This window comes from Pseudanabaena sp. Chao 1811, assembly GCF_027942295.1.
Lineage (GTDB): Bacteria > Cyanobacteriota > Cyanobacteriia > Pseudanabaenales > Pseudanabaenaceae > Pseudanabaena.
Genome location: NZ_CP101416.1, coordinates 3,690,325 through 3,711,400, shown reverse-complemented (window position 1 = coordinate 3,711,400; position 21,076 = coordinate 3,690,325). Strand labels below are relative to the sequence as shown.

14 protein-coding genes are annotated in these 21,076 nt (G+C 42.2%); 6 read left to right on the top strand and 8 right to left on the bottom strand.

The window, feature by feature from the left end:
- Nucleotides 1-59: 59 nt before the first annotated feature.
- Nucleotides 60-1,931: an excinuclease ABC subunit UvrC gene (gene uvrC, locus NMG48_RS17000; RefSeq protein WP_271252642.1), complete on the top strand. Its 1,872-nt coding sequence runs from the start codon at nt 60-62 to the stop codon at nt 1,929-1,931.
- Between the two features lie 108 nt (nt 1,932-2,039).
- Here uvrC and NMG48_RS16995 read toward each other — a convergent pair whose 3' ends face one another.
- The 6 genes from NMG48_RS16995 to NMG48_RS16970 all read right to left on the bottom strand — a co-directional run bounded on the left by NMG48_RS16995 (nt 2,040) and on the right by NMG48_RS16970 (nt 11,844).
- Entirely contained in the window at nt 2,040-4,964 is a 2,925-nt protein-coding gene (locus NMG48_RS16995) for a hybrid sensor histidine kinase/response regulator (RefSeq protein WP_271252641.1), read from the bottom strand.
- 9 nt (nt 4,965-4,973) lie between these two features.
- Nucleotides 4,974-7,697 carry a methyl-accepting chemotaxis protein gene (locus NMG48_RS16990; RefSeq protein WP_271252640.1) on the bottom strand — a complete coding sequence of 908 codons (2,724 nt, stop codon included), beginning with the start codon at nt 7,695-7,697 and terminating at the stop codon, nt 4,974-4,976.
- Between the two features lie 76 nt (nt 7,698-7,773).
- Entirely contained in the window at nt 7,774-8,268 is a 495-nt protein-coding gene (locus tag NMG48_RS16985; protein ID WP_271252639.1) for a chemotaxis protein CheW, read from the bottom strand.
- A gap of 289 nt (nt 8,269-8,557) precedes the next feature.
- Complete coding sequence (locus NMG48_RS16980) at nt 8,558-8,923, bottom strand: response regulator transcription factor (RefSeq protein WP_271252638.1); 366 nt, start codon at nt 8,921-8,923, stop codon at nt 8,558-8,560.
- Nucleotides 8,920-10,098 carry a response regulator gene (locus NMG48_RS16975; protein WP_271252637.1) on the bottom strand — a complete coding sequence of 393 codons (1,179 nt, stop codon included), beginning with the start codon at nt 10,096-10,098 and terminating at the stop codon, nt 8,920-8,922. The genes NMG48_RS16980 and NMG48_RS16975 overlap by 4 nt, the downstream gene beginning before the upstream one ends.
- A gap of 528 nt (nt 10,099-10,626) precedes the next feature.
- Complete coding sequence (locus NMG48_RS16970) at nt 10,627-11,844, bottom strand: hybrid sensor histidine kinase/response regulator (protein WP_271252636.1); 1,218 nt, start codon at nt 11,842-11,844, stop codon at nt 10,627-10,629.
- 152 nt (nt 11,845-11,996) lie between these two features.
- Here NMG48_RS16970 and ispF point away from each other — a divergent pair, with 152 nt between their 5' ends.
- Complete coding sequence (gene ispF / locus NMG48_RS16965; protein ID WP_271252635.1) at nt 11,997-12,479, top strand: 2-C-methyl-D-erythritol 2,4-cyclodiphosphate synthase; 483 nt, start codon at nt 11,997-11,999, stop codon at nt 12,477-12,479.
- Between the two features lie 71 nt (nt 12,480-12,550).
- On the top strand, nt 12,551-14,350 hold the full coding sequence (locus NMG48_RS16960) for an ABC transporter substrate-binding protein (RefSeq protein ID WP_271252634.1): 1,800 nt from the start codon (nt 12,551-12,553) through the stop codon (nt 14,348-14,350).
- A 71-nt stretch (nt 14,351-14,421) separates the two neighbouring features.
- Here the strand turns inward: NMG48_RS16960 and NMG48_RS16955 are convergent, their stop codons facing one another.
- A complete protein-coding gene (locus NMG48_RS16955) occupies nt 14,422-15,315 on the bottom strand; it encodes a tetratricopeptide repeat protein (RefSeq protein ID WP_271252633.1) in 894 nt (297 codons plus the stop codon).
- A 322-nt stretch (nt 15,316-15,637) separates the two neighbouring features.
- Between NMG48_RS16955 and psb30 the strand changes: the two genes are divergently transcribed.
- Nucleotides 15,638-15,769 (top strand): photosystem II reaction center protein Ycf12/Psb30, encoded by a 132-nt coding sequence (gene psb30 / locus NMG48_RS16950; protein ID WP_126386416.1) that lies wholly within the window; start codon nt 15,638-15,640, stop codon nt 15,767-15,769.
- Nucleotides 15,770-15,817: 48 nt separating this feature from the next.
- Here psb30 and NMG48_RS16945 read toward each other — a convergent pair whose 3' ends face one another.
- Nucleotides 15,818-17,368, bottom strand: coding sequence for a YcjF family protein (locus NMG48_RS16945; RefSeq protein WP_271252632.1), 1,551 nt, complete (start codon nt 17,366-17,368; stop codon nt 15,818-15,820).
- Nucleotides 17,369-17,603: 235 nt separating this feature from the next.
- Between NMG48_RS16945 and NMG48_RS16940 the strand changes: the two genes are divergently transcribed.
- Together NMG48_RS16940 and NMG48_RS16935 are read left to right on the top strand one after the other, a co-directional pair.
- Entirely contained in the window at nt 17,604-18,152 is a 549-nt protein-coding gene (locus tag NMG48_RS16940) for a shikimate kinase (protein ID WP_271252631.1), read from the top strand.
- Between the two features lie 224 nt (nt 18,153-18,376).
- Nucleotides 18,377-21,022: an adenylate/guanylate cyclase domain-containing protein gene (locus NMG48_RS16935; RefSeq protein WP_271252630.1), complete on the top strand. Its 2,646-nt coding sequence runs from the start codon at nt 18,377-18,379 to the stop codon at nt 21,020-21,022.
- Nucleotides 21,023-21,076: the final 54 nt, after the last annotated feature.

The window sequence follows — 21,076 nt, the reverse complement described above, 5'->3', positions numbered from 1 at the left end:
GGCGGCGCTTTGCGCCGCCCATCCTTACCTATTTATCCCTACCTTGATATGATTGGGTAATGACTGAGCCATTATTGCAAAATCCTGAAAAATTACAGGCGCGATTGAAAGAGATACCTCTAGAAGCAGGGGTTTATTTTATGCGCGATCGCCATGATGGTGTCATCTACATTGGTAAATCAAAGGCTCTACGCAATCGGGTGCGATCGTACTTTCGTAGTAGTCAAGACTTATCGCCACGCATCGCCATGATGGTGCAACTGGTGCATGAAATCGAGTTTATTGTCACTGACTCTGAATCCGAAGCCCTTGCTCTCGAAGCAAATCTTATTAAGCAATATCAGCCCTATTACAACGTGCTGCTAAAGGATGACAAAAAATATCCTTACGTTTGTATTACTTGGTCAGAGGACTATCCGCGTATTTTCATTACCCGTAAACGCAGGATGGGCGGCACAAAGGATAAATACTATGGGCCTTATGTAGATGTCTTTAATCTCAAACGAACTTTGGGAATTATTAAGCGCGCTTTTCCCCTGCGACAAAGACCGATACCAATGTTTAAGGATCGTCCCTGCCTCAACTATGACATGGGCTTATGTCCGGGGGTATGTCAAGAGAAGATTTCGCCTGAGGAATATCGCAAAACGATGCTAAGGGTAGCAATGATCTTTCAAGGAAGATCCAGCGAATTAGTGGAAGCCTTTACAGAAAAGATGGAAGTAGCGGCGGAGAATTTGGAATTTGAGAAGGCGGCGGATCTGCGCGATCGCATTCAAGTTTTACAAAACCTCAACTCTAATCAAAAGGTATCGCTACCTGACGATACCGTTTCGCGTGATGCGATCGCCCTAGCCTATGACGATCAGCATACCTGTATTCAGCTATTCCAAATTAGGGCAGGTCGTTTGGTGGGCAGGTTAGCCTTTTTAGCAGATAGTCAGAGCGATACCCCAGAGGCGATTTTGCAACGCACCTTAGAGGCTCATTATCAAAACTGCGATCCTGTGGAAATTCCCAATGAAGTCCATACGCAACTAGAACTTCCTGAGGTGGAAATATTGCAAGCATGGCTGAGCGATCGCAAGGGGCGTAAAGTGGCAATTGCCACTCCCCAACGCCAACTCAAGGCAGAGTTAATCGAAATGGTGGAACGCAATGCCCAGTATGAATTGGCAAGAATTCAAAAACAAAGCGATCGCAATTTGCAAGGATTGGAAGACTTAGCCGAACTTCTCAATCTCGATAGTCTACCCCATCGGATCGAAGGCTATGATATTTCCCATATACAAGGTTCTGATGCTGTAGCTAGCCAAGTTGTATTTATCGATGGTATTCCCGCAAAACAACATTATCGCCATTACAAAATCCGTAATCCTGATGTTAAAGCGGGTCATTCCGATGATTTTGCCAGTTTAGCGGAAGTAATTGCGAGAAGATTCAAAAATCATGCCAATCATCAATCCTCTAACTCCCCAGAAATAGATTTCCCTGATGTTGTCATGATTGATGGTGGCAAGGGACAATTGTCATCGGTGATGAAAATAATCGATAAGTTAGGTTTGCGCGATCGCCTAACTGTAATTAGTCTTGCCAAAAAGCGCGAGGAAATTTTCTTGCCTGAGCAGTCAGAGCCATTGATCAGTGGCGATCCCGAACGAGCAGGAGTGCAGGTGTTGCGGCGATTGCGGGATGAGGCGCACCGTTTTGCAATTACCTTCCATCGGCAAAAACGGAGCCAAAGGATGCAGCGATCGCATCTCGATCAGATTACGGGTTTAGGGCATCATCGCCAGAAATTACTACTTGAGAAGTTTCACTCAGTTGAATATATTCGCCAAGCTACCGTTGAACAGATTGCGGAAACAGATGGTATTGGAAAGAAATTAGCTCAACATATTTATAATCATTTTCATCCTGCCACCGAATAAAACTATCACGAATATAGTGCTTTTCAAGCAAGCGAGGTACAGAGAATTATGTCCCCGCCGCAAGCGGGGACATAATTCTGTAATTCACTAGCTCTATAACAATGTCACTTATTTGAAAATCTCTCCTAAACATTCAATCAATTCATTAACCACAATTGGCTTACTCAGATATTGATTTGCTCCTAGACTGATTGCTTTTTGTCGATGGCGATCGCCTGTGCGTGAGGTCAGCATCACCACAGGCATAGCGTACCAATTATCGTGGGTGCGGATTGTTTGCAGAAGATTAAAACCATTTACTCTTGGCATTTCTATATCAGAAATCACCATTGAGACTTTGCCCTGTAATCGGTTGAGCATATCGATCGCTTCTTGCCCATCACGACAGGAAATGATTTCAAAATCTAATTGTTTTAGCACAAGTTCCAGCATGTTGCGGGTAGCGATCGAATCCTCCGCAATTAAAATTGTTTTAGTTGATATTTGATTATTTAATAAATTGGAGTTATCAGTATTTTTATCTATTTTTTTAGTATTTTGTTTGATATTTCTTTCAATACTTTCTTTTAAGAGAATATGTAAATTATCGGAATTTAAAACAGGTACAACTTGTCCAGTACCTAATAATGTACATCCCATGAGATAACTAGGAACTGCAACACTATTATCAAAGGGTTTGATAATTAATTGTCGTTCCTCAACAATTGAGTCAATTACTATAGTAATGGGTCTATTAGCCTGATTTATAACTAAACAAACTTTGCTATTAATTAATTCCTGCTGATTTTGACCATAGTTTAAAGCTTGCTTTAAATATATCAAGGGAATTAATTTCTTTCGCCATGCAATTTCAGTAAAATTAGGATTGTAATGTACTAGCTCTTCATTGTAGGCAAAGATATCTAAAATATCATTAATGGGAATAGCAATTAAATTTTCATTGATTGTACAAATCAGTAAAGTAACTAAACTTAAGCCAAGTGGTAAACGGATCGTAAAAGTTGTTCCCCGACCTTGTAATGTCTCAACTTGAATATTGCCCCGTAAACGATTAATCTGCGATCGGACAATATCTAAACCCATACCTCTCCCAGAAATATCCGTCACTGTATTACGAGTCGAGAAATGGGGTTGAAAGATAAAATTGAGAATTTCTTGGCGCGGGATTTTACCCATAGGTATTTCAGCTGGACAAATGTTTTTTTCAACAGCTCTTGTATATACATTATTCAGATTGATACCATCACCATCGTCCTGAAGATAAATAATTACTTGATTGCCAGATAAAGAAGCACTCAAAATGATTTTTGCAGTCTCAGATTTACCTAGTTCACGTCGGACTTCAGGTGCTTCTACACCATGATCAAAGGCATTGATGAGTAGATGATTTAGAGGTGTTTGGAGTTGTTCTAAAATTACTTGGTCAATTAAAACTTCTTCCCCTTCAATTACCAATTCAACTTGCTTATTATTGCGTTGACAAAGGCGCTTTAGTTGTGGGAAGAAACGATTAGCAATTGTCTTAAAGGGAACAAGACGAGATTGGGTTAATTCTGCATAAAGACGATCAAGATCTTGGCGTAAATATTGGATTTCTTCACCAAAATCTCGATAGCTAAGATCAATGTCATAACGGGTCTCACGCACTCTTAATAGAACTTCCTGTAGGTTTTGGAGAGTAGTATGTGAAGAAGAGTATTGATCAAGCTCTAATTGATCAAAGTCATCCTGCTCAAAAGCATCATTTAAGTTGGTACGATCAACAATATCTGTATTGTTATAGTCATTATTATGGGTATTGCTATTAGACTTACCTATGGGATTAGCGATCGCCAATTCATCGTAAAGTGTCTGGACTTGCTCTTGCAGGGGAATCATTTGCAATACAAGCGCCTGTAGATTTTTATTAGCTTGCCCTAATTGCTGCTGTTGTCTGAGTAAACGTTCATGGCGCAAAATCATCTCCGCAACCGTATTGGTCATACTTTCAATCTGCGATGAGGGGATCCGTAAGTATGAAATCGCTTCAATTGGGGATGTGGTGATCGCCTGATTTTCAATGGCAGCTTGGCTTTGGTTAGAATTCTCCTTTAGTTCAGGAATAGATGGTGTTATTTGCGAATTTACTGCTTCTACTTTGCTAGGGAGTGGTTCATTCTCTACATTCTCTATATCCTTTACTATTGTATGAGTCTTATTAGATTCAGGATAGAGATATTGAGAACGCTGCGATCGCAAATTGTCAATAACTTCTTTGGTGTCTGCTAATAAATTAGCGATCGGCAATCCTTGTTGGAGCTTTCCCTCAAAGGGTTCAACCGTATTAACTAGCCAATCAATACTTAGGGCATCACCAAGCAGTAGGCATTCTTCACAAAAGTACTGTAGTTCCTCTTTAATTTTTGATTCTGATAAAGCCGAAGGATTAGACAACAGATTTTCCACTTGTCTCATGCAGGACTCTAAATCCTTTTCTAAGGAAGAGATTATAATCGCACTCTGCTTTGATGCTTTCGGCTCTTGCGGAGTAGAGTGATTTGAGACAGTTTCTTGCTTCTCTACTTCTGGGGACTCTCCCTGAGCAAATGCTGACGGCTCAGTAGGATTTTTAATGATCGCCAGTAAAGAGTCTAATTTCTGTAAAAGTTCGGGATCAACCTTAATATCAGCCAGATTATGAGCTGGTAAACTAACGGCTTGGGAGATAACAGATGCAACTTCATCAATACCATGACTAAGTACCTCCGCAATCGTAGCGCGATCGCAAAACTCGTTATGTTGCAAAATCTCTAAAAGATCTTCTAGCTTATGGGCAATTTGACTCAGGCTATTGAGTTCTGCGATCGCCGAGCCACCCTTGAGCGAATGGGCGGCGTGCATCAAAAAAACATAGTCAGGTTTGCCCGATTGCAGTTGAGCTAAGCCTTTCTGAAAATTTGCTAAATATGTGGGTGCATCTTCGCTAAGAAAACATTGACGAGTTTCAATCGCGATCTCTTTGAGAACTTCTAGATTGAGAGATTTCATTGGCATGATTTTGTACTATTCAGATTTTTCTAGGCGGAACTGACGTACAGATGCCTGCAACTCATCAACTACTCCCACTAGTACCTGTAGCGAATTAACTACATTTTGAGTATCAGTAGCCGTACCTTGAGCAATCATATTGGCATTTTCCATGATGCTGTTTACCTTTTGAGAAACTTGCGTTTGCGAAATCGTACTAATCGAAATTGTCTGCAAATATTTATCAATAGTCTGACTCAGATCCGCTAGATCCTTGAGAGTTTCCTTAGTTTCTTCAACGGATTGGGTTCCTGATACAACCTCAGAAGTACCCACTTCCATCGCTTTTAAAACCTCCGTTGTTTCATGCTGAATATTGTTAACCAATAATTGAATTTCTTTTGTTGCATCGGTCACACGGTCAGCCAATCGCCGCACCTCATCGGCAACGACCCGAAAACCTTGACCATTCTCCCCAGCTCTAGCAGCTTCAATGGAAGCATTAAATGCCAGTAAGTTCGTTTTTTCGGAAATATTAGAAATAATTGCCACAATTTGTGAAACTTCCTGCGATGATTCGGCTAATTGCTTCATTTTTTTAGCCGTTGCCGCCACAGTAGAGCGAATCGCTTTGATACTGTGAACGGTACGATCCATTTTCATATCGCCTTCACGGGCAGCGATCGCCGCCCGTCTCGCCACATCTGCTGCATCCTGAGCCGATTGTGCTACTTGGGCGATCGATTGGGTATTTTGTTCTACGGCTTCTAGGGCTTGGGCAATTCCATCAGACTGGGCTAGGGCAGCAGTAGAAAACTTCTGTACGGATTGCTCACTATTTTTTGCTAGAGATTCCGCATGGACTGCCGTAGCTTTAACTTCCTTAACTAAGTTCCGCAATTTCCTGATTGTGGCATTAAACGCATCAGCGATCGATCCCACTACCCCATCCGTTACCTGTGCCTCTGCCGTCAAATCTCCTTTTTGTGTGCCTTCAATTTCTAGCAGGAGGTTAATTACTTCTCTTTGTAGAAGTTCTTTTTCTTTGCGTTGAATTTCGGCTTCTTGCTCCTTAAGTAAAGACTGCTGTGCCAGAGCTTGTTCTGACATTTCAATGCTGTCTGCCATTGTATTAAACGATCGCGTTAATTCCCCAATTTCGTCATTGGCAAAGACTTCAGCACGGACTTTGCGATCGCCTAGAGTAAAACGTTTAGCGATCGGTGTCAGGGCTTTTACAGGTTTACCAATAGCGCGATCCAAAAAGCGCGATAGTAGAATATCCAAAAGAATAACAACAATTGAGGAAATTCCAAGGATAATCCATGTTCTTCTCAATAATTCGCTCATTTCGGTTTCAGGCGTACCACGCACCAAAATCGCAACGGGAGCTTTGTATTGTGGGACTGCACCCTTATCTGTTTCAACAATACGATTGGGAACAGCTCTAGCTGACATCGTATAGTAAGTATTCCCAACTAAAACACGTCCTGTCACGGGCTGCCCATTTTCGGCGTTTGTCGCGCGATTGAGTAAGTCATCTGCCTCTTTACCAGAGATGGGTAGATTAAAAGTGCCAGCCTCGAAATCAGGCTGTTCAGCAGAAGTGGCAAGAACAAATTCCCCTGAAGGTTTGCGATAGTACACAGCACTATAACCACCTAATCCCTTTTTCCCCGTATCCTGTGCAGTCGTTGCTAATGCCTTGAGGGTATTTTCCACAATTGGCGGTTTTTTATTGACAATATCTCCTGAAATCAGTACAGCAATGGTTTTCTGGGACGTAGGATCTTTCACCGCAGTTGCCGTGTAGCGAATTAGGGAATCCGTTGGTGTAAATCCGTCGGGCAGTGGTGGGGCTTCCTTTTGTAGATCATCGGCACTGACGATCGCTGTTGCCTTAATTTGATTAGGATCCTTGAGAATGTCACTAACTAGACCATTGGGATCAAAATCTTGACCTGTGCGATCGCTATTTGCATTGATAATGATCTTTGCATCCGTCCCCACTAAGGTCGCATACTCAATTTTTCGAGCCTTAATTTCATTTTCGAGAATTTTTCTGACTTGATCTCTTAATGGTGCAGGAATCGGTTGCTTACTGGCATAGGTACTTGCTGCACTAATTACCGCCGCGTTGTCTGACTGACCTCGGAAACCAAAACCCATCTGATTGACTTTGATGTTGTAGTTGATGTCCATAACCGACACCTCAGACTGAGCCTGTTTGAACAACTGATCCTGTAGCGATCGCCCAATTAAAAATGCACCAAACCCGACCAGTGACAGAGATAGAAATTCAGAAGCAATCAGTGCAAAAAGCTGTTTACGTCCAACTGATAGGTTATAGAACCAACTCAGGGCAGAAATTTTTTGCTTAGATGTGATTTTGGAAGATTTAACATCCTTGATTTTTTGCTGTGGCTCTCTCTCTAGTGATACCTTTCCTGATAGAGGAACATTGACCCTGCCTTGCGCTTGAGAAATCCCAACAGAGTCACCACTGTCCTGAACTTCTCCCATTGCATTGATTGCTTTTTCTGCGATCGCCGCATAGGTTCCATCAGTATCTTCAGCAATTACCTGTTGATAAATTTCCCTCGCCGCACTGACATCACCTCGACTTTCTAAATCATAGGCATAGAGAATTTGAGACATCGGATCGTTAGGCTGGGCAGAATCCCCATTATTCTTGCCATTGGCAGCATATCGATCAGAAGTAAGGAGCGCTGAATTGAAAGTGTCGGTTTTGTCAGTCATAGCGGTTATATAGGGTAAATAGGGTAAAGAAATTGCTTAGAGAGAAGGTGAAAATCCAAATTATCTATCACTCCCCCTATGCGGTTGAGAGATCTGCCAGATCATTAGCCACAGTTCCTATTGTGTCCCCTCCAACAATAGATGGATTTAAAATCCGAAATACCTCATTCACATTCAAAATCCCATAGGTCTTCTTATCGAAGTTAACTAAACCCGATAATAAAGTTTTCGCCCTCGTAGGAATTTTTTTAGGGACAGGGACAAATTTTTGAGAATCAAGGGTGATAATCTCTTCCAACGCCATCACCACACAGGCAATACGACAGATACCGACATTCGGCACTTGTGTACGAATAGCGATCGCCGAAATTTGTTTTGCCAAAGGTGTAGGCTTAATTCCCAAAAAGCTCTCCAAGTGCAGTACCCATAGTAATTTCCCCCTTTGATTAGTAAGTCCTAACAAACAAGGATTAACTGCGGGAATCGGGCTAATGTCTTGAGGTTTTAGCTGGACAACTTCTTCAACATAGCTCACTGGCAAGACAACCCACAATAATGGTGAGACTTTCATTCTGCAATATTCTTGGAGCATAATTCTAGGAATATAGGTTTAGGAGTAAATACTCAAACTCACTTCTGTTAGCGTACTTATAAGTAGGTTGTGGGAATTAAATGTAGGATGGGTTAGCGATCGCGTAACCCATCATCTTTAAATAATGGATGCGTTACATTGCACTAACGCATCCTACAAATAATTAAGCCTTCCTACTAGCAGATTGACTCAAACATAAAGCCCTAGAAACTGCGGTACACATAGCAAATGCACCATAGGTTTTAGGGATTTGATTATGCCGAGATAGTTAACTAACATGCTGATAAACAGTTTCTAATAGTTGTTTAGGCGCAAAAGGTTTAGTCAAATAGGCATTCCCCCCCTGACGCAATGCCCAAAATCGATCAAAATCTTGATCTTTGGAAGTACAAAATACAATCGGAACCTGCTTTAACTGATCTTGATCACGAATCGTTCGACATAAATCTAATCCACTTTGACCAGGCATAATTACATCTAAAACAATCAAATTGGGAGGAGTGTGACTTGATAGCCATTTCCAAGCATCCTCAGCATTTGACTGCAAAACAACATCAAAGCCAGAACGCGATAATAGACTAGAAATAAGTTGTTGTTCTGCATGTCCATCTTCAACAACGAGTACTGTTTTCATAGGGCTTTAAGTGATTCTTTTTCTTGTTGATTAACGGTTTTTTGACTGCTTTGAATTAATCGCTTAACTTTAGTAATTAGCTTATCTGTGTTTACAGGCTTGGTGACGTAGTCATTTGCTCCTACAAGTTGCGCTCTCATACGGTCAATGATTCCTTCCCTACCTGTAAACATAATGATTGGTACATTTCGTAAATGGCGGGAATGCCGCAGCATATTGCATAGTTCGTAACCATCTATTTCAGGCATCGTAATATCCATCAAAATTAGGTCAGGTTTTTGCCTGATTAAGGAAGTTAAACAGCTCGTCGGCTCAGTAATTCCTAATACTTGAAAGCCAGAGGCTTCTAGTACCATTTTGACTTGACGTTGCACAGTATGACTATCATCAATACAGGCTATTAATGGTTTAGGGGGGATTTGGGATGTCGCCCCCGAATTGTGCTCAGCAGGAATTACTTCCAGTGTTTTATCATTAAGCAATGGATACAACCATAATGCTAGAAAATGCGGCTCCATTTTTAGTTGTTGACAAATTTCATAGATGCTCAATTTCTGCTCTAATATTTTCAGCCAAATAGATAGGCTAATACTTTGAGCTAATACTTTTCCTATGGTTACATTGTGGGAATTATCTAAGAATCGATTAAACTCTCCTGCCTTACTAGAATCTAGATAAATTCGAGAAAAAGGCGAAGAGATATGATTATGCAGCTTTTTCCAAAAATTAACATGCTGAGCGATTGGTTTGATTAAATCGGGTAATGGTGCGGCAATTAGTACAGGTTTAATACAAATGTTAGGTTCAAACTTCACATAAGCACTAGTATGGGAGAGGGCATGGATCAATGCTTCTCTAGAAAAATGGAGCAGAACTCGCCGAAATTCAGTGAGAGAAATATGGTTTTCAAGTTGCCATTCATAAAGATTCTCATATTCTGATAAATCAGAATTCATCCTTGGCACGGATAAATCTGGCATAACTTGTTGCCAAAGCAAACTAAACCGCTCAGGACGAAAATTAGTAATAGTGGCAAAGTATAGCCGTGAACCACCAACATATAGTTGCCAACCAACTGAATTATCTTCGGGGATTGTTACCGATAGACATCCCGTTAGCTCTCGTTGAACAATAAGTTGCAGTAACTTATATGGATTGTTGAGATTACCCTGCATGGACTTACCGTGCTAAATGCCAATATAAATTGTTGTAAGTCTTACCTTGATATAGTAAAGATAAGAATATCCCCCTTCCTAAGGTACTTGGTTTACATACTTTAGGATGCCTTTTGTCCATTAAATTTAGAGAAGTACTTCAGAGCCAATCTCTAGATAAAAATGGATATTTAGAATTTATGTCTCGGTTTAGGCTGCTCGATATTACCAGTTATTAAGGTTAACTATAGGTAGAACTTATATACATAAATTGTATTCTTAAATACATATTTTCATACAAATGTTCATTGATATTCCATTAACCTCATAACAACCAAGCTGTTTGTGATTTATTTATAAATCTTATTTTTACTATCTCAGATTAGATAATCTTTTGCAATAAGTAAATACTCATTGCAAAACAATAAGCTAGTCATAGTCAAGATTCTGGAAATTTAATTTTACAATAAATCTCATTAAAGTAACGTGAGTTTGATACAGCCATTTGCGCCGTGCTTTGTATGACGCAAGTGGCTGTATCACGTTATGTTAGGACTTGGCTAAGGTAAACCAAAAACGAGAGCCAACATTTAGTTCGCCAACTGCACCGATCGCACCACCATGAGCTTGCACAATTTGGCGACAGATATACAAGCCTAAACCGAGACTAAGGGATCGCCGATTAAGTTTGTTTTGGGCATTACCTTGAGCATATAGTTCAAATAGGGTTTCGCTCTGTTCATGCGTCATACCTACTCCATTATCAGTCACCTCGCACAGGATCATCTTCTCAGTGTGGCTCTGTGCCGAAATCGTTAGCTTGAGGTTAGGTGGGTTATGTTTAATGGCATTAACAATCAGATTTTGGAAGACTCTATAGATATGAGCCGCATCAACCAAAATAGGATTCAATTCAGGCTCAATTTGCACCACTACCGTTGCATCTTCTTTTTCTAAAATGGGCTGAAGATCATAGATAACCGCCGATATGATATCTCCAATTGCCACAAGTTGAGGATGGATGATAATTCCATGCACATCATTCACATGGGACTCTAACAACGAATTAATTAAGGCTAACTGGCGATCGCCACTTTGGCGCATTCGTTCCAGAGTTGTTCTTGGTAAGAGAATAGGCTCGTCAGCTGTCTTACTGTTATTACTCAACTGCTCAAGCACCATCATTAATCCTGTAACAGGATTGCGCAAATCATGGGAAACAGCATGGAGAAAAATGGTTAATGCTTCTTCAGCACGTTTGCGTTCAGCTATTTCTGTTTGCAGTTCGATATTTTGTAATTCAATGGTTTGTCGCTGTTTTGCCAGCATTAGATGGGTACGAATCCTCACTAAGACCTCTTCATGCTCAAAGGGTTTCGTCACATAGTCCACTGCCCCCAAGGACAAACCACGCACTTTATCCACTGTTTCCGAAAGTGCGGTCATAAAAATGATCGGAATCTTTGCCGTATCAACATTTGCCTTGAGCCGTTGGCAGGTCTCAAAACCGTCGATTCCAGGCATCATGACATCTAGCAAAATCAAATCAGGTTTGACATATGCAATTTGCTCGATCGCACTTTCGCCATCGGTTGCCACTAACACCCTTAGTCCCACATCTCGTAATAAATTGACCAATACACTCAAGTTAGTGGGATTGTCATCAACAACTAACACACAGCCTTCAAGGGTATGACATAGGTTCGAGAATTCAGCAGTCGTATCTACATTTTTGTCGATGAGATGTTTTTGCAGGCGATCGCTCATACAGTTTGTCAATAACTAAGCTAAATTATGGCAGCTATAGAAATTGATTTTGGTTTATCTTGGATGGTTATGTACCGCAAGTTCTCAAAACTTCAAAATCATCGCCTCAAATTTGTCTAATATGGTAGATAGTTAAGCTACAGAAATCATCTATGAATATCCGCATTGGCAATGGTTATGACCTGCATCGACTCGTTAGCGATCGCCGCTTGATCCTTGGTGGTGTCGAAATCCCCCATGAAAAAGGACTGCTAGGACATAGCGATGCCGATGTATTAACCCATGCGATCATGGATGCCATGCTGGGAGCGCTTGCCCTCGGTGATATTGGGCATTATTTCCCGCCTTCTGATCCTAAATGGGCAGGAGCCGATAGCATTATGCTATTGAAACAGGTACAGGAGTTGATTGGCGCACAGGGCTGGCGAGTGAATAACCTTGATGCCATGGTGATCGCTGAAGCTCCTAAACTTAAACCCCATATTAAAGCAATGCGCGATCGCCTAGCTGAAGCGATGAATTTACCGATTGATTGTGTCAGTGTTAAGGCTACTACCAATGAAGGACAGGATGCGATCGGACAAAAGGAGGCGATCGCTGTTCATGCAGTGGTGTTGTTGGTTAAAGGTGAATAGCTATTAGTAATTAGCTATTAGTAATTAGCTATTAACTTGTTCAGATACTAGTGTTTATTTTTTGAGGAAAGATGGCGATCGTGAAAAGAAGTATGCCGAAACGGGTTAAGGTCAAAAAGTGGAAAGCAATGTTATTGCTGCTGATTATCGGCATGTGTTCGCTGCTGCTTTGGGGTTGCTCGATTAAATCGGAAGTTCTCAAAGATCGCTTAGTAGTTCCATTAGATAGTGATATTAAAACCTTTAATCCTGTTTTAATTAATGATGCCTACAGTAGTATTGCGATTGGCTATACCCTAGCTGGTCTGATTACTGAAAACGCGATTACTAAAGACCTAGATCCTGAACTAGCTGAGAAATGGGAATTTCAACAAGATGGAAAGCAACTTATTTTCACGATGCGTCCAGATCTCAAATGGTCAGATGGATATCCACTCACTGTCGATGATGTGCTATTTACTTTCAAAGACATCATTTTCAATGAGAAGATTCCTTCAGGCAGTCGAGACGTATTAAGAATTGGCAAGTCACAGACTTTACCTAAAGTTGAGAAGTTAGACGATCGCCGCATCTCTTTCTTTATGGATGAACCCTTTGCGCCAGCCCTACGAACCATTGGCGGCACTGGTATTTTGCCTAAGCATGTTTTTGCGCCAACCCTCACAGAAAGCTCTACTGACAAAAAACTAAAGTTCCTAGAAACATGGACTCTCAGTACTCCTGTGAGCCAGCTAGTGGGGAATGGACCCTATCTCATTCAAGAATATCGCCCATCGGAACGGTTAATCTATAAACCCAATCCCTACTATTGGAAAAAGGGAACTCCCTACATTGACAAGTTGGTAATGCAGATTGTGGAATCTCCTGACACAGCTCTATTGCGGTTTCGTTCAGGCGATCTCGATATGTATCGTTTGCGTGGAGAAGATTACCAACTACTCAAGCGGTTTGAAAAGCGCGATCGCTACAAAATCTACAATGCTGGACCTGCTACAGGACAAGCATTCTTGATGTTTAACCTCAACAAAGGTAAAGATCCGAAAACCAATCAACCCTTCGTAGAACCGATCAAATCGAAATGGTTTAATGATGTCAACTTCCGTCGTGCAGTTGCCTATGCTATTAATCGCGAAGCGATAATTACCAATCTTTCTCGTGGTTTAGCTCAAACGCAAAACTCACCAATTTCTATTCCTAGTCCCTATTTCTTACCTCCCGAAAAGGGACTCAAGGTTTATGATTATCAGCCTGAGAAGTCAAAGGAAATTCTCTTACAGGCAGGATATAAATATGATTCCGAACAGCAGTTACTTGATGCTCAGGGAAATCTAGTCCGCTTTACCTTGATGGCTCCCACAGGTGGTAGGGTCGCAATGGGAGCACAAATTAAAAATGACCTCGAAAAAATTGGGATGAAAGTTGATTTTAATCCCGTTGATTTTCGGATTATTACGGATAAGCTCGATAACTCTAAGCAGTGGGATGCGTCACTCCTCGGATTTACTGGTGGCGCAGAACCCAATAGTGGCATTAATCTGTGGGCAACTGATGGCGACTCTCATCTGTTTAATAAGGGACCCGTTGGGGATGAAAAACCTTTTCCCGATCGCGAGGTCGCTGACTGGGAACAAAAAATTCACGATCTCATGATTAAGGGTGCTCAAGAACTCGATGAAACCAAGCGCAAAGAAATCTATGCTGAATATCAGCAGTTAGTACAGGAGCAGTTACCGCTTATTCATTTAACGGTTCCCCTATACTTAGTAGCTGTCCGCGATCGCGTAGAAAATGTCCAACCATCTGCCCTTGCTGGTAGTACTGGCGTGACAGGCGCATTGTGGAATGTGGAGCAACTCAAACTCAAGCCTTAAAAATCAAAACCCAAGAAGAGAATTGCGGCGCGAAGCGCCGCAATTCTCTTCTTGGTATAAATACAAAATTGTTAGTTACGACGTAATTTTGGGACTTGGCGTGTGGAAAGGTCGCTCTCGTCCAAAATTTGCTTGACTTGAGGGTGCGACAAAACTAACTGCACATCCGCAACTAAGCGATCACCCCACAGATTTTCTACTAAATAGGAAACTTTGCCGTAGCGCGGATCAATTTTCATCGCCTGAACTGCTAGCTGAATTGCCTTGTCGCGATCGCCTTTGCGGTAAAAAGCAGTCGCAAGGGCAAGGGTTGGCTCAGCCGCTAGAAACTCAACTTTTTCAGCTTGCTTGAGCGAATTTTGCCATTTGGTAATTGCCTGATCGATATTGCCCCGCTCATATTCAACTAAACCAATGTTGTTCGTAGCTGCCCAGAATTTTGTATCAAGGGTGAGGACATCATTGTAAATAGTTACTGCTTCGTCATAACGCTTTGTTAAGAAATAGGCATTGCCGAGATCAAACATCGCCGAAGCCGCTTTTGGCTCAAGCGCTAAACCTTTTTTGAGGTTGCCGATGGCTTCAGGATAGTTTTTGTTACGCAGATAGGCAGCCCCTAAGCTAAATAAAATTGTGGGTTCATCCTTTTTGAGCGTATTTGCCGTAGTTAGGGCAGCGATCGCCTCAGCATATTTCTCTTGGCGTAGGTAAATACTACCGAGAATTCCTTGAGTCTGGAAGGCTTTAGGTGCTAATTGGGCAGCGAGACGCGCACGGGGCAAAGCCAAATCAAATTGTTCAAATTGAGCAAGTTGTGCTGCCTCCCTTGCCAAGTTGAGCGCTTGCTCTTCTAAGTTGCCAAAGTTAATCCGAGTTGTATGGGGTAGAAGGGCTTGAGCGAGTAGTGGAGAGGCTCCAACGCTAACAGACGCAAGAATTGACAGCAACCAAATTCGATAACGCACAGGTATAACTCTTACCAATTGTGGATGTATGTATTTCAAATGATAGCGCTTCTTTATCAAAACCGTAAAAAAGAGGGTGGTGCTACTTTGCAGTACTACGCTGTTTTTATATCAATTCGACACAAGTAGAAAATGGTAAGAATCACAAAGCGGTTCTTACCATTTTCTACTATTTGCACAGTGCAAAGCATGGCGCAAATGATTACATTGAACTCATGTTCTTTTAGTTTTATGTGCGGGAGACGTTTTTTTGAGTAGCGATGCTTGCTAGAATAACTCTAGAATTTTGTTCGATTAATTAATCATATTTAAGAAAACTGCTATGGACTTTGTAACTTCTGCCTTGTCGAGCATCAACTTTCAGCTAATTTTTCAATTGACCAGCTTAGCTTTGATTGTTATCTCTGGCCCCGTCATCATCTTCTTACTATCCGCTAACAGTGGCGACCTATAATTTTCACTAACCGACAAAAAAGCCTCGCAATGCGAGGCTTTTTTGTTTTTATGTGATGGCGATACGTCTGGAAATATTGGTGACAAAATCAATGAAGAAGCGATCGCTTTGTAATGCTTTAAATGTCCTGTCACATATTTGTTGCAGTTTGTTGGTGATTTCAGGATTATCACTGATAGCGGCTTGAGGTTGCTGCTCTAGATATTCCACAAAACTCATCCCGCCAATATGGGTCAGATAGGCGGCTGTAACTGCCTGCATCGAACCACCGATCGCGTAGGTGATCGCATTTACCTTAAAGCAAGAAGCGATCGCGGAAGTGGCAATCTCGATGCAGCCAAGTTGTAATAATTGCTGAGCAATCGTCATTGTAAGTTGCTGAGCCTGTTTGAAATTTAAGGGACGATCATAAATTTTGGCGAGATCGATCAACATTTGGGTATTAATGGCAGCTCCTGCGAGTAAATCAATTGCAGGAATTGGATTTGCAAAAACCGTAGTAGCAGCAAGTACTTGGTAGCGATTGATGATTGTGGTGGCATCTTGGCGGCGTTCTTGGTTAATTGTGCCATTGATTTCATGTAGCAGGTTTTGGATTTGGAGATGGGTGTTATGAATTAGTAGCTCTTCCCACTCGTTAGACAAAATTGTTTCAATACGTTCTTTCAAAGCTGACACATCGGGTGGCACATCTTCCCACCATTCTTGGCTAGCGTTATGACTGACCGAAGCTTCGGCATTGGCATATTGACGCACTTTGATGGGACTTGGCTTGGCGGCGATCGCCACAATATCAGGTGCTGTTAAAAATTGCTGAGTGCGTTCCTTGAGTTTCGTTAAAACCTGTTCGCGATCGCTTGGTAAATATAAATCCGTTTTATTAAAGGCAAGAATGACGCGCTTACCCAAACCTGCAAGGCGATCGAGTTCACAATATTCAGTATTAGTCAAATCCCCTGAAGTCACAAACACCATAAGGTCTGCATTTTGAGCAAGTTTTAGGGCTTCTAACTCACGCGCTTGCCCCATTTCGCCCATTTCCTGTATCCCTGATGTATCTAACAGAGAAACTTGACGCTTGATCTTTTCAGTATGAATCGGGGTGATCCCGACAGGCGAGAAATCAATACCTTGATAGCTATATTCTTCGCGAGTAATCGTTGTGCCGATCGCTGCTCCCGTCGTGCCTGCCTTGCGCCCCAATAGAGCATTAATTACTGAGGTCTTACCTGCGGAGCCAGTACCAAAAATAACGATCCGAAAATTATTTTTTTGTAAATTGCTGGTAATTTGTTGAGCTTGCTCGTTTAAGTCTGCCCGTTTATTAGCATCAGCAATTTTAGCGATCGCCTTCTGCACCTGTTGCAATTCTTTAAACAAAAAATTGCGATCAATGACTTGGGGCTGATCAACCACTGCCGCAAAACTCTGGCGCACATTTGCGAACAAAAGTGTGCCACCAACCATCAGGGTGCTAATAGTGAGCAAGTGCCAATCATGTTCCAGTGAAAACAGCGCATTAGCGATCGCGGCAACACTGACAACTCCTAAACCGATAAACCAACTTTTGCGAGACAAGACCATGCGCGAGTTCAGCATTCACAACGTACTCTTTTTCAGTTTCACAACAAACGTCAGGATGACAATAAATGATTCTAGGTGATTTTTAAACCACTTTCTTAGAATGATGGGAATAGACGCTTCTAAGCGATGCCTATGCTAATTTTTTACTCTAAGGGACGTGCAGTAAAATAAAGAACCAATTTTTTTGTATTGTGACCTTGCCACAATACAAAAAAATTGGTTCTTTATTAAATCGCAGAATCCTAAGTAAATGCTCAACGGAACGAATATTTTTTTGATTGGAATGATGGGGGCTGGCAAAAGCACCATCGGCAAGCTTTTAGCGCACAAAGCAAATTACAACTTTGTCGATACGGATCCATTGATCGAGCAATGTGCAGGCAAATCAATTACTGAAATTTTTGCCGATGATGGCGAAGATACTTTTCGTGATCTCGAACAGCAGGTACTTTCACAATTATCGGCCTATACCCGTTTAGTTGTCGCGACAGGTGGTGGCATTGTCCTGCGATCGCTGAATTGGTCACATTTGCACGATGGCATCGTCGTTTGGATCGATGTCCCCGTCGAAATTTTGTATGATCGCCTTAAAAACGAATCTGAGCATCGTCCCCTCTTGCAAACTGAAGATCCTTTGCAACGCTTGAGCGATATCTATGAACAAAGGCGCGATCGCTATGCCCAAGCAGACATCTCAATCATGGTCAATGCCGATGAAACGCCCGAAGATATTAGCGATCGCCTTCTCGATATGATCCTGAACCGACTTGAGCCTAATCGCCTTAAACATGACCATTAGTATCTAAGGTGGTGCAAAGCGCCGCCTTGATCTTCTAGGTTTGCGCTCACAATCTGAGGGATGCTAAGATATTTTTTTCTGTTTGACTATCTGGTTGACTACAGAGTGACTTTACTTAGTCCTAAGAAAACCTATAAAAGTGGAACAAGAGTGCTTGGATCAACATCAAGTCTGAAACATCAAGAATTTTAAAGTTGGGACTAACCGAAAATCTTAGTGCTGATATGACACAATCACCCCCTTCTCGCATACCATCCATAGATACGCCCGCTACGATTGATGTGATTGCAGAGAGTGAATTTCCATCTGCCAAGCACAGCCAAACGTCATTAGTTCCATCGAGTTTTCCAGATAATTCCGATCCTACTTCCAGCGCTTTAGCTGTAACAAAGGCTGGTAATTTTGCATCCGTACTTGCCCCACTAACTCCCGAAAAATTCAGCCAAGTTGTTAATGATGTTGAACAAAGGCTGAGGATCGTCAATCAAACCCTCGGAATGCTCAATACCGATTTTGATGTGATCCTTGATGAAATGCTGCAAGCGATTCGCGGCAAAATTGGTGAACTACTTTCCGCCGATCGCACCACAATTTTTTTATTAGATGCCGATAAAAATCAACTCTGGACGAATGTACCCAGCGAAGATGGCAAGAATATTGAAATTCGCATTTCCACTGAGCCAACCAGCATCGCAGGTGAAGTTGCTACCTACGGACGTATCGTTAACATTCCCTTCGATTTTTTTGACGATCCGCGATCGGCTCAAGCCAAGAAGCAATTTGAGCGCACAGGCTATCGTACCTATTCTATGCTTGCCATGCCCTTGTTGAACGATAACGATCAACTAGTGGCTGTGGTGCAACTAATCAATAAATTACAGATTAATGATCCTTCAATTCCCCTAGAAGATCGCGTCGATAACATTGGCTTTACCGAGGAAGATCAAGCCCTATTTGCTCAGTTTGCGCCATCAATGCGGCTCATTTTAGAAAGCTCACAGGCTTTTTATTCTGCTGCCCAAAAGCAACGTGCTGCGGATGCGCTAATGAAAGCGGCGATGTCCCTAGGACAGAGTTTAGACCTAGAGGCAACCTTGAAAAAGGTCATGGATGAAGCCAAGCTCCTGATGAATGCCGATCGCAGTACATTGTGGTTAATCGATCGCGATCGTAACGATCTCTGGACACAAATTGTCGATCAACATGGCTTAACCAAAGAATTGCGCGTGCCAATGGGTGTCGGTTATGCAGGGCGTGTGGCGATTACAGGCGAAGTATTAAATATTCCCTTTGACCTTTACGAACATCCCGATGCCGATAACTCGAAGAAATTTGATCAAGCCAACGGTTATCGTACTTGCAGCTTGCTTTGTATGCCAATTTTTAACTCCAATAAAGAATTGATTGGGGTTACGCAACTGGTTAACAAAGTGCAGCGTGGTGATTTTCCTGAATATGATCCCACCAAATGGCCCGCAGCTCCCGATCGCTTCAAAGCTAGCTTTAATAGCAATGACGAAGAATTTATGAAGGTCTTCAACGTACAAGCTGGCGTAGCTCTGGAAAACGCCAAATTGTTCGCGAAGGTCAAACAAGAGCAGCAAATGCAGAAGGATATTCTGCGGAGTCTATCCGATGGTGTGATCTCTACGGATAAGCATGGCAAAATCATCGCCGCAAATGAACGAGCCTATGACTTACTCGGCGTGGGCAATACTTCCCTCGAAGGGCGATCAGTTTATGAACTCATTGATATTGAAACTGCCAACTTTACAAAGTGGTTTGATACTAGCTTAGCGGGTGGCGATGATAAGTCTCGCAAGCAATATTATCCTGACCAAACCCTCCGTTCTACCGATGGTGAGCAGCACAGCATCAATATCTCCATCAATACTATGTCCGAAGGTGATGAGGGTGAAGGTGTCCGCGGTGCACTCGTAGTCATGGAAGACATTAGCCAAGAAAAACGGCTGAAAAGTACGATGTACCGCTACATGACTCAAGAACTGGCGGAACAGCTCTTAGCGGGTGGTGATGCCAAAATGGGTGGCGATCGCAAAGAGGTTTCAGTACTCTTTTCTGATATTCGCAGCTATACGACGTTGACGGAATCCCTCGCTGCCGAAGATGTGGTCATGATGCTGAACGAGTATTTTGAAACGATGGTGGAGGCGGTCTTTAATTACAAAGGCACACTCGACAAGTATATTGGTGATGCAATTATGGCGGTCTTTGGCTCACCTCTGCCAATTCCCGATCATGCGTGGATGGCTGTGCAGACGGCGATCGATATGCGCCATCGTCTGCAAGAGTTTAATATCAAGCGTATCGAGAAGCTAAAGCCTCAGACCCAGAAAGAAATCGATATGGCAACGATCAAAATCGGGATTGGCATTAACTCCGATACGGTGATCAGTGGCAATATTGGCTCAACACGGCGTATGGAATTTACAGCGATCGGTGATGGGGTCAATCTTGGCTCAAGGCTGGAGGGAGCTAGTAAACAATATGGTACTGATGCCATTATTAGCGAGACTACCTACAAACTTTGTGGCGATCGCATCTGGGTACGCGAACTGGATCGCATCCAAGTTAAGGGAAAAAATCAGCCCGTCAGTGTTTATGAATTAATCGGTTTAAAGTCCGATCCTCTAAGTGAAATTCAAACGCGGATTATTGAGCATTATCATGCAGGGCGTGAGCATTACCTCGCTCGCAAGTTTAGTAAAGCGGTGGCTGAATTTGCCGAGGTGCTAGAGCTGGACAAGAGTAATAAGGCTGCAAATATTCATATTACCCGTTGTCAACACTTCTTGCTTAATGCTCCTGAGGATGACTGGGATGGCGTATGGAGACTAACAGAGAAATAAATGATGAACTAGATCATCTTCTAAAACAACTCAATAATCGCTTCGACTCATTAA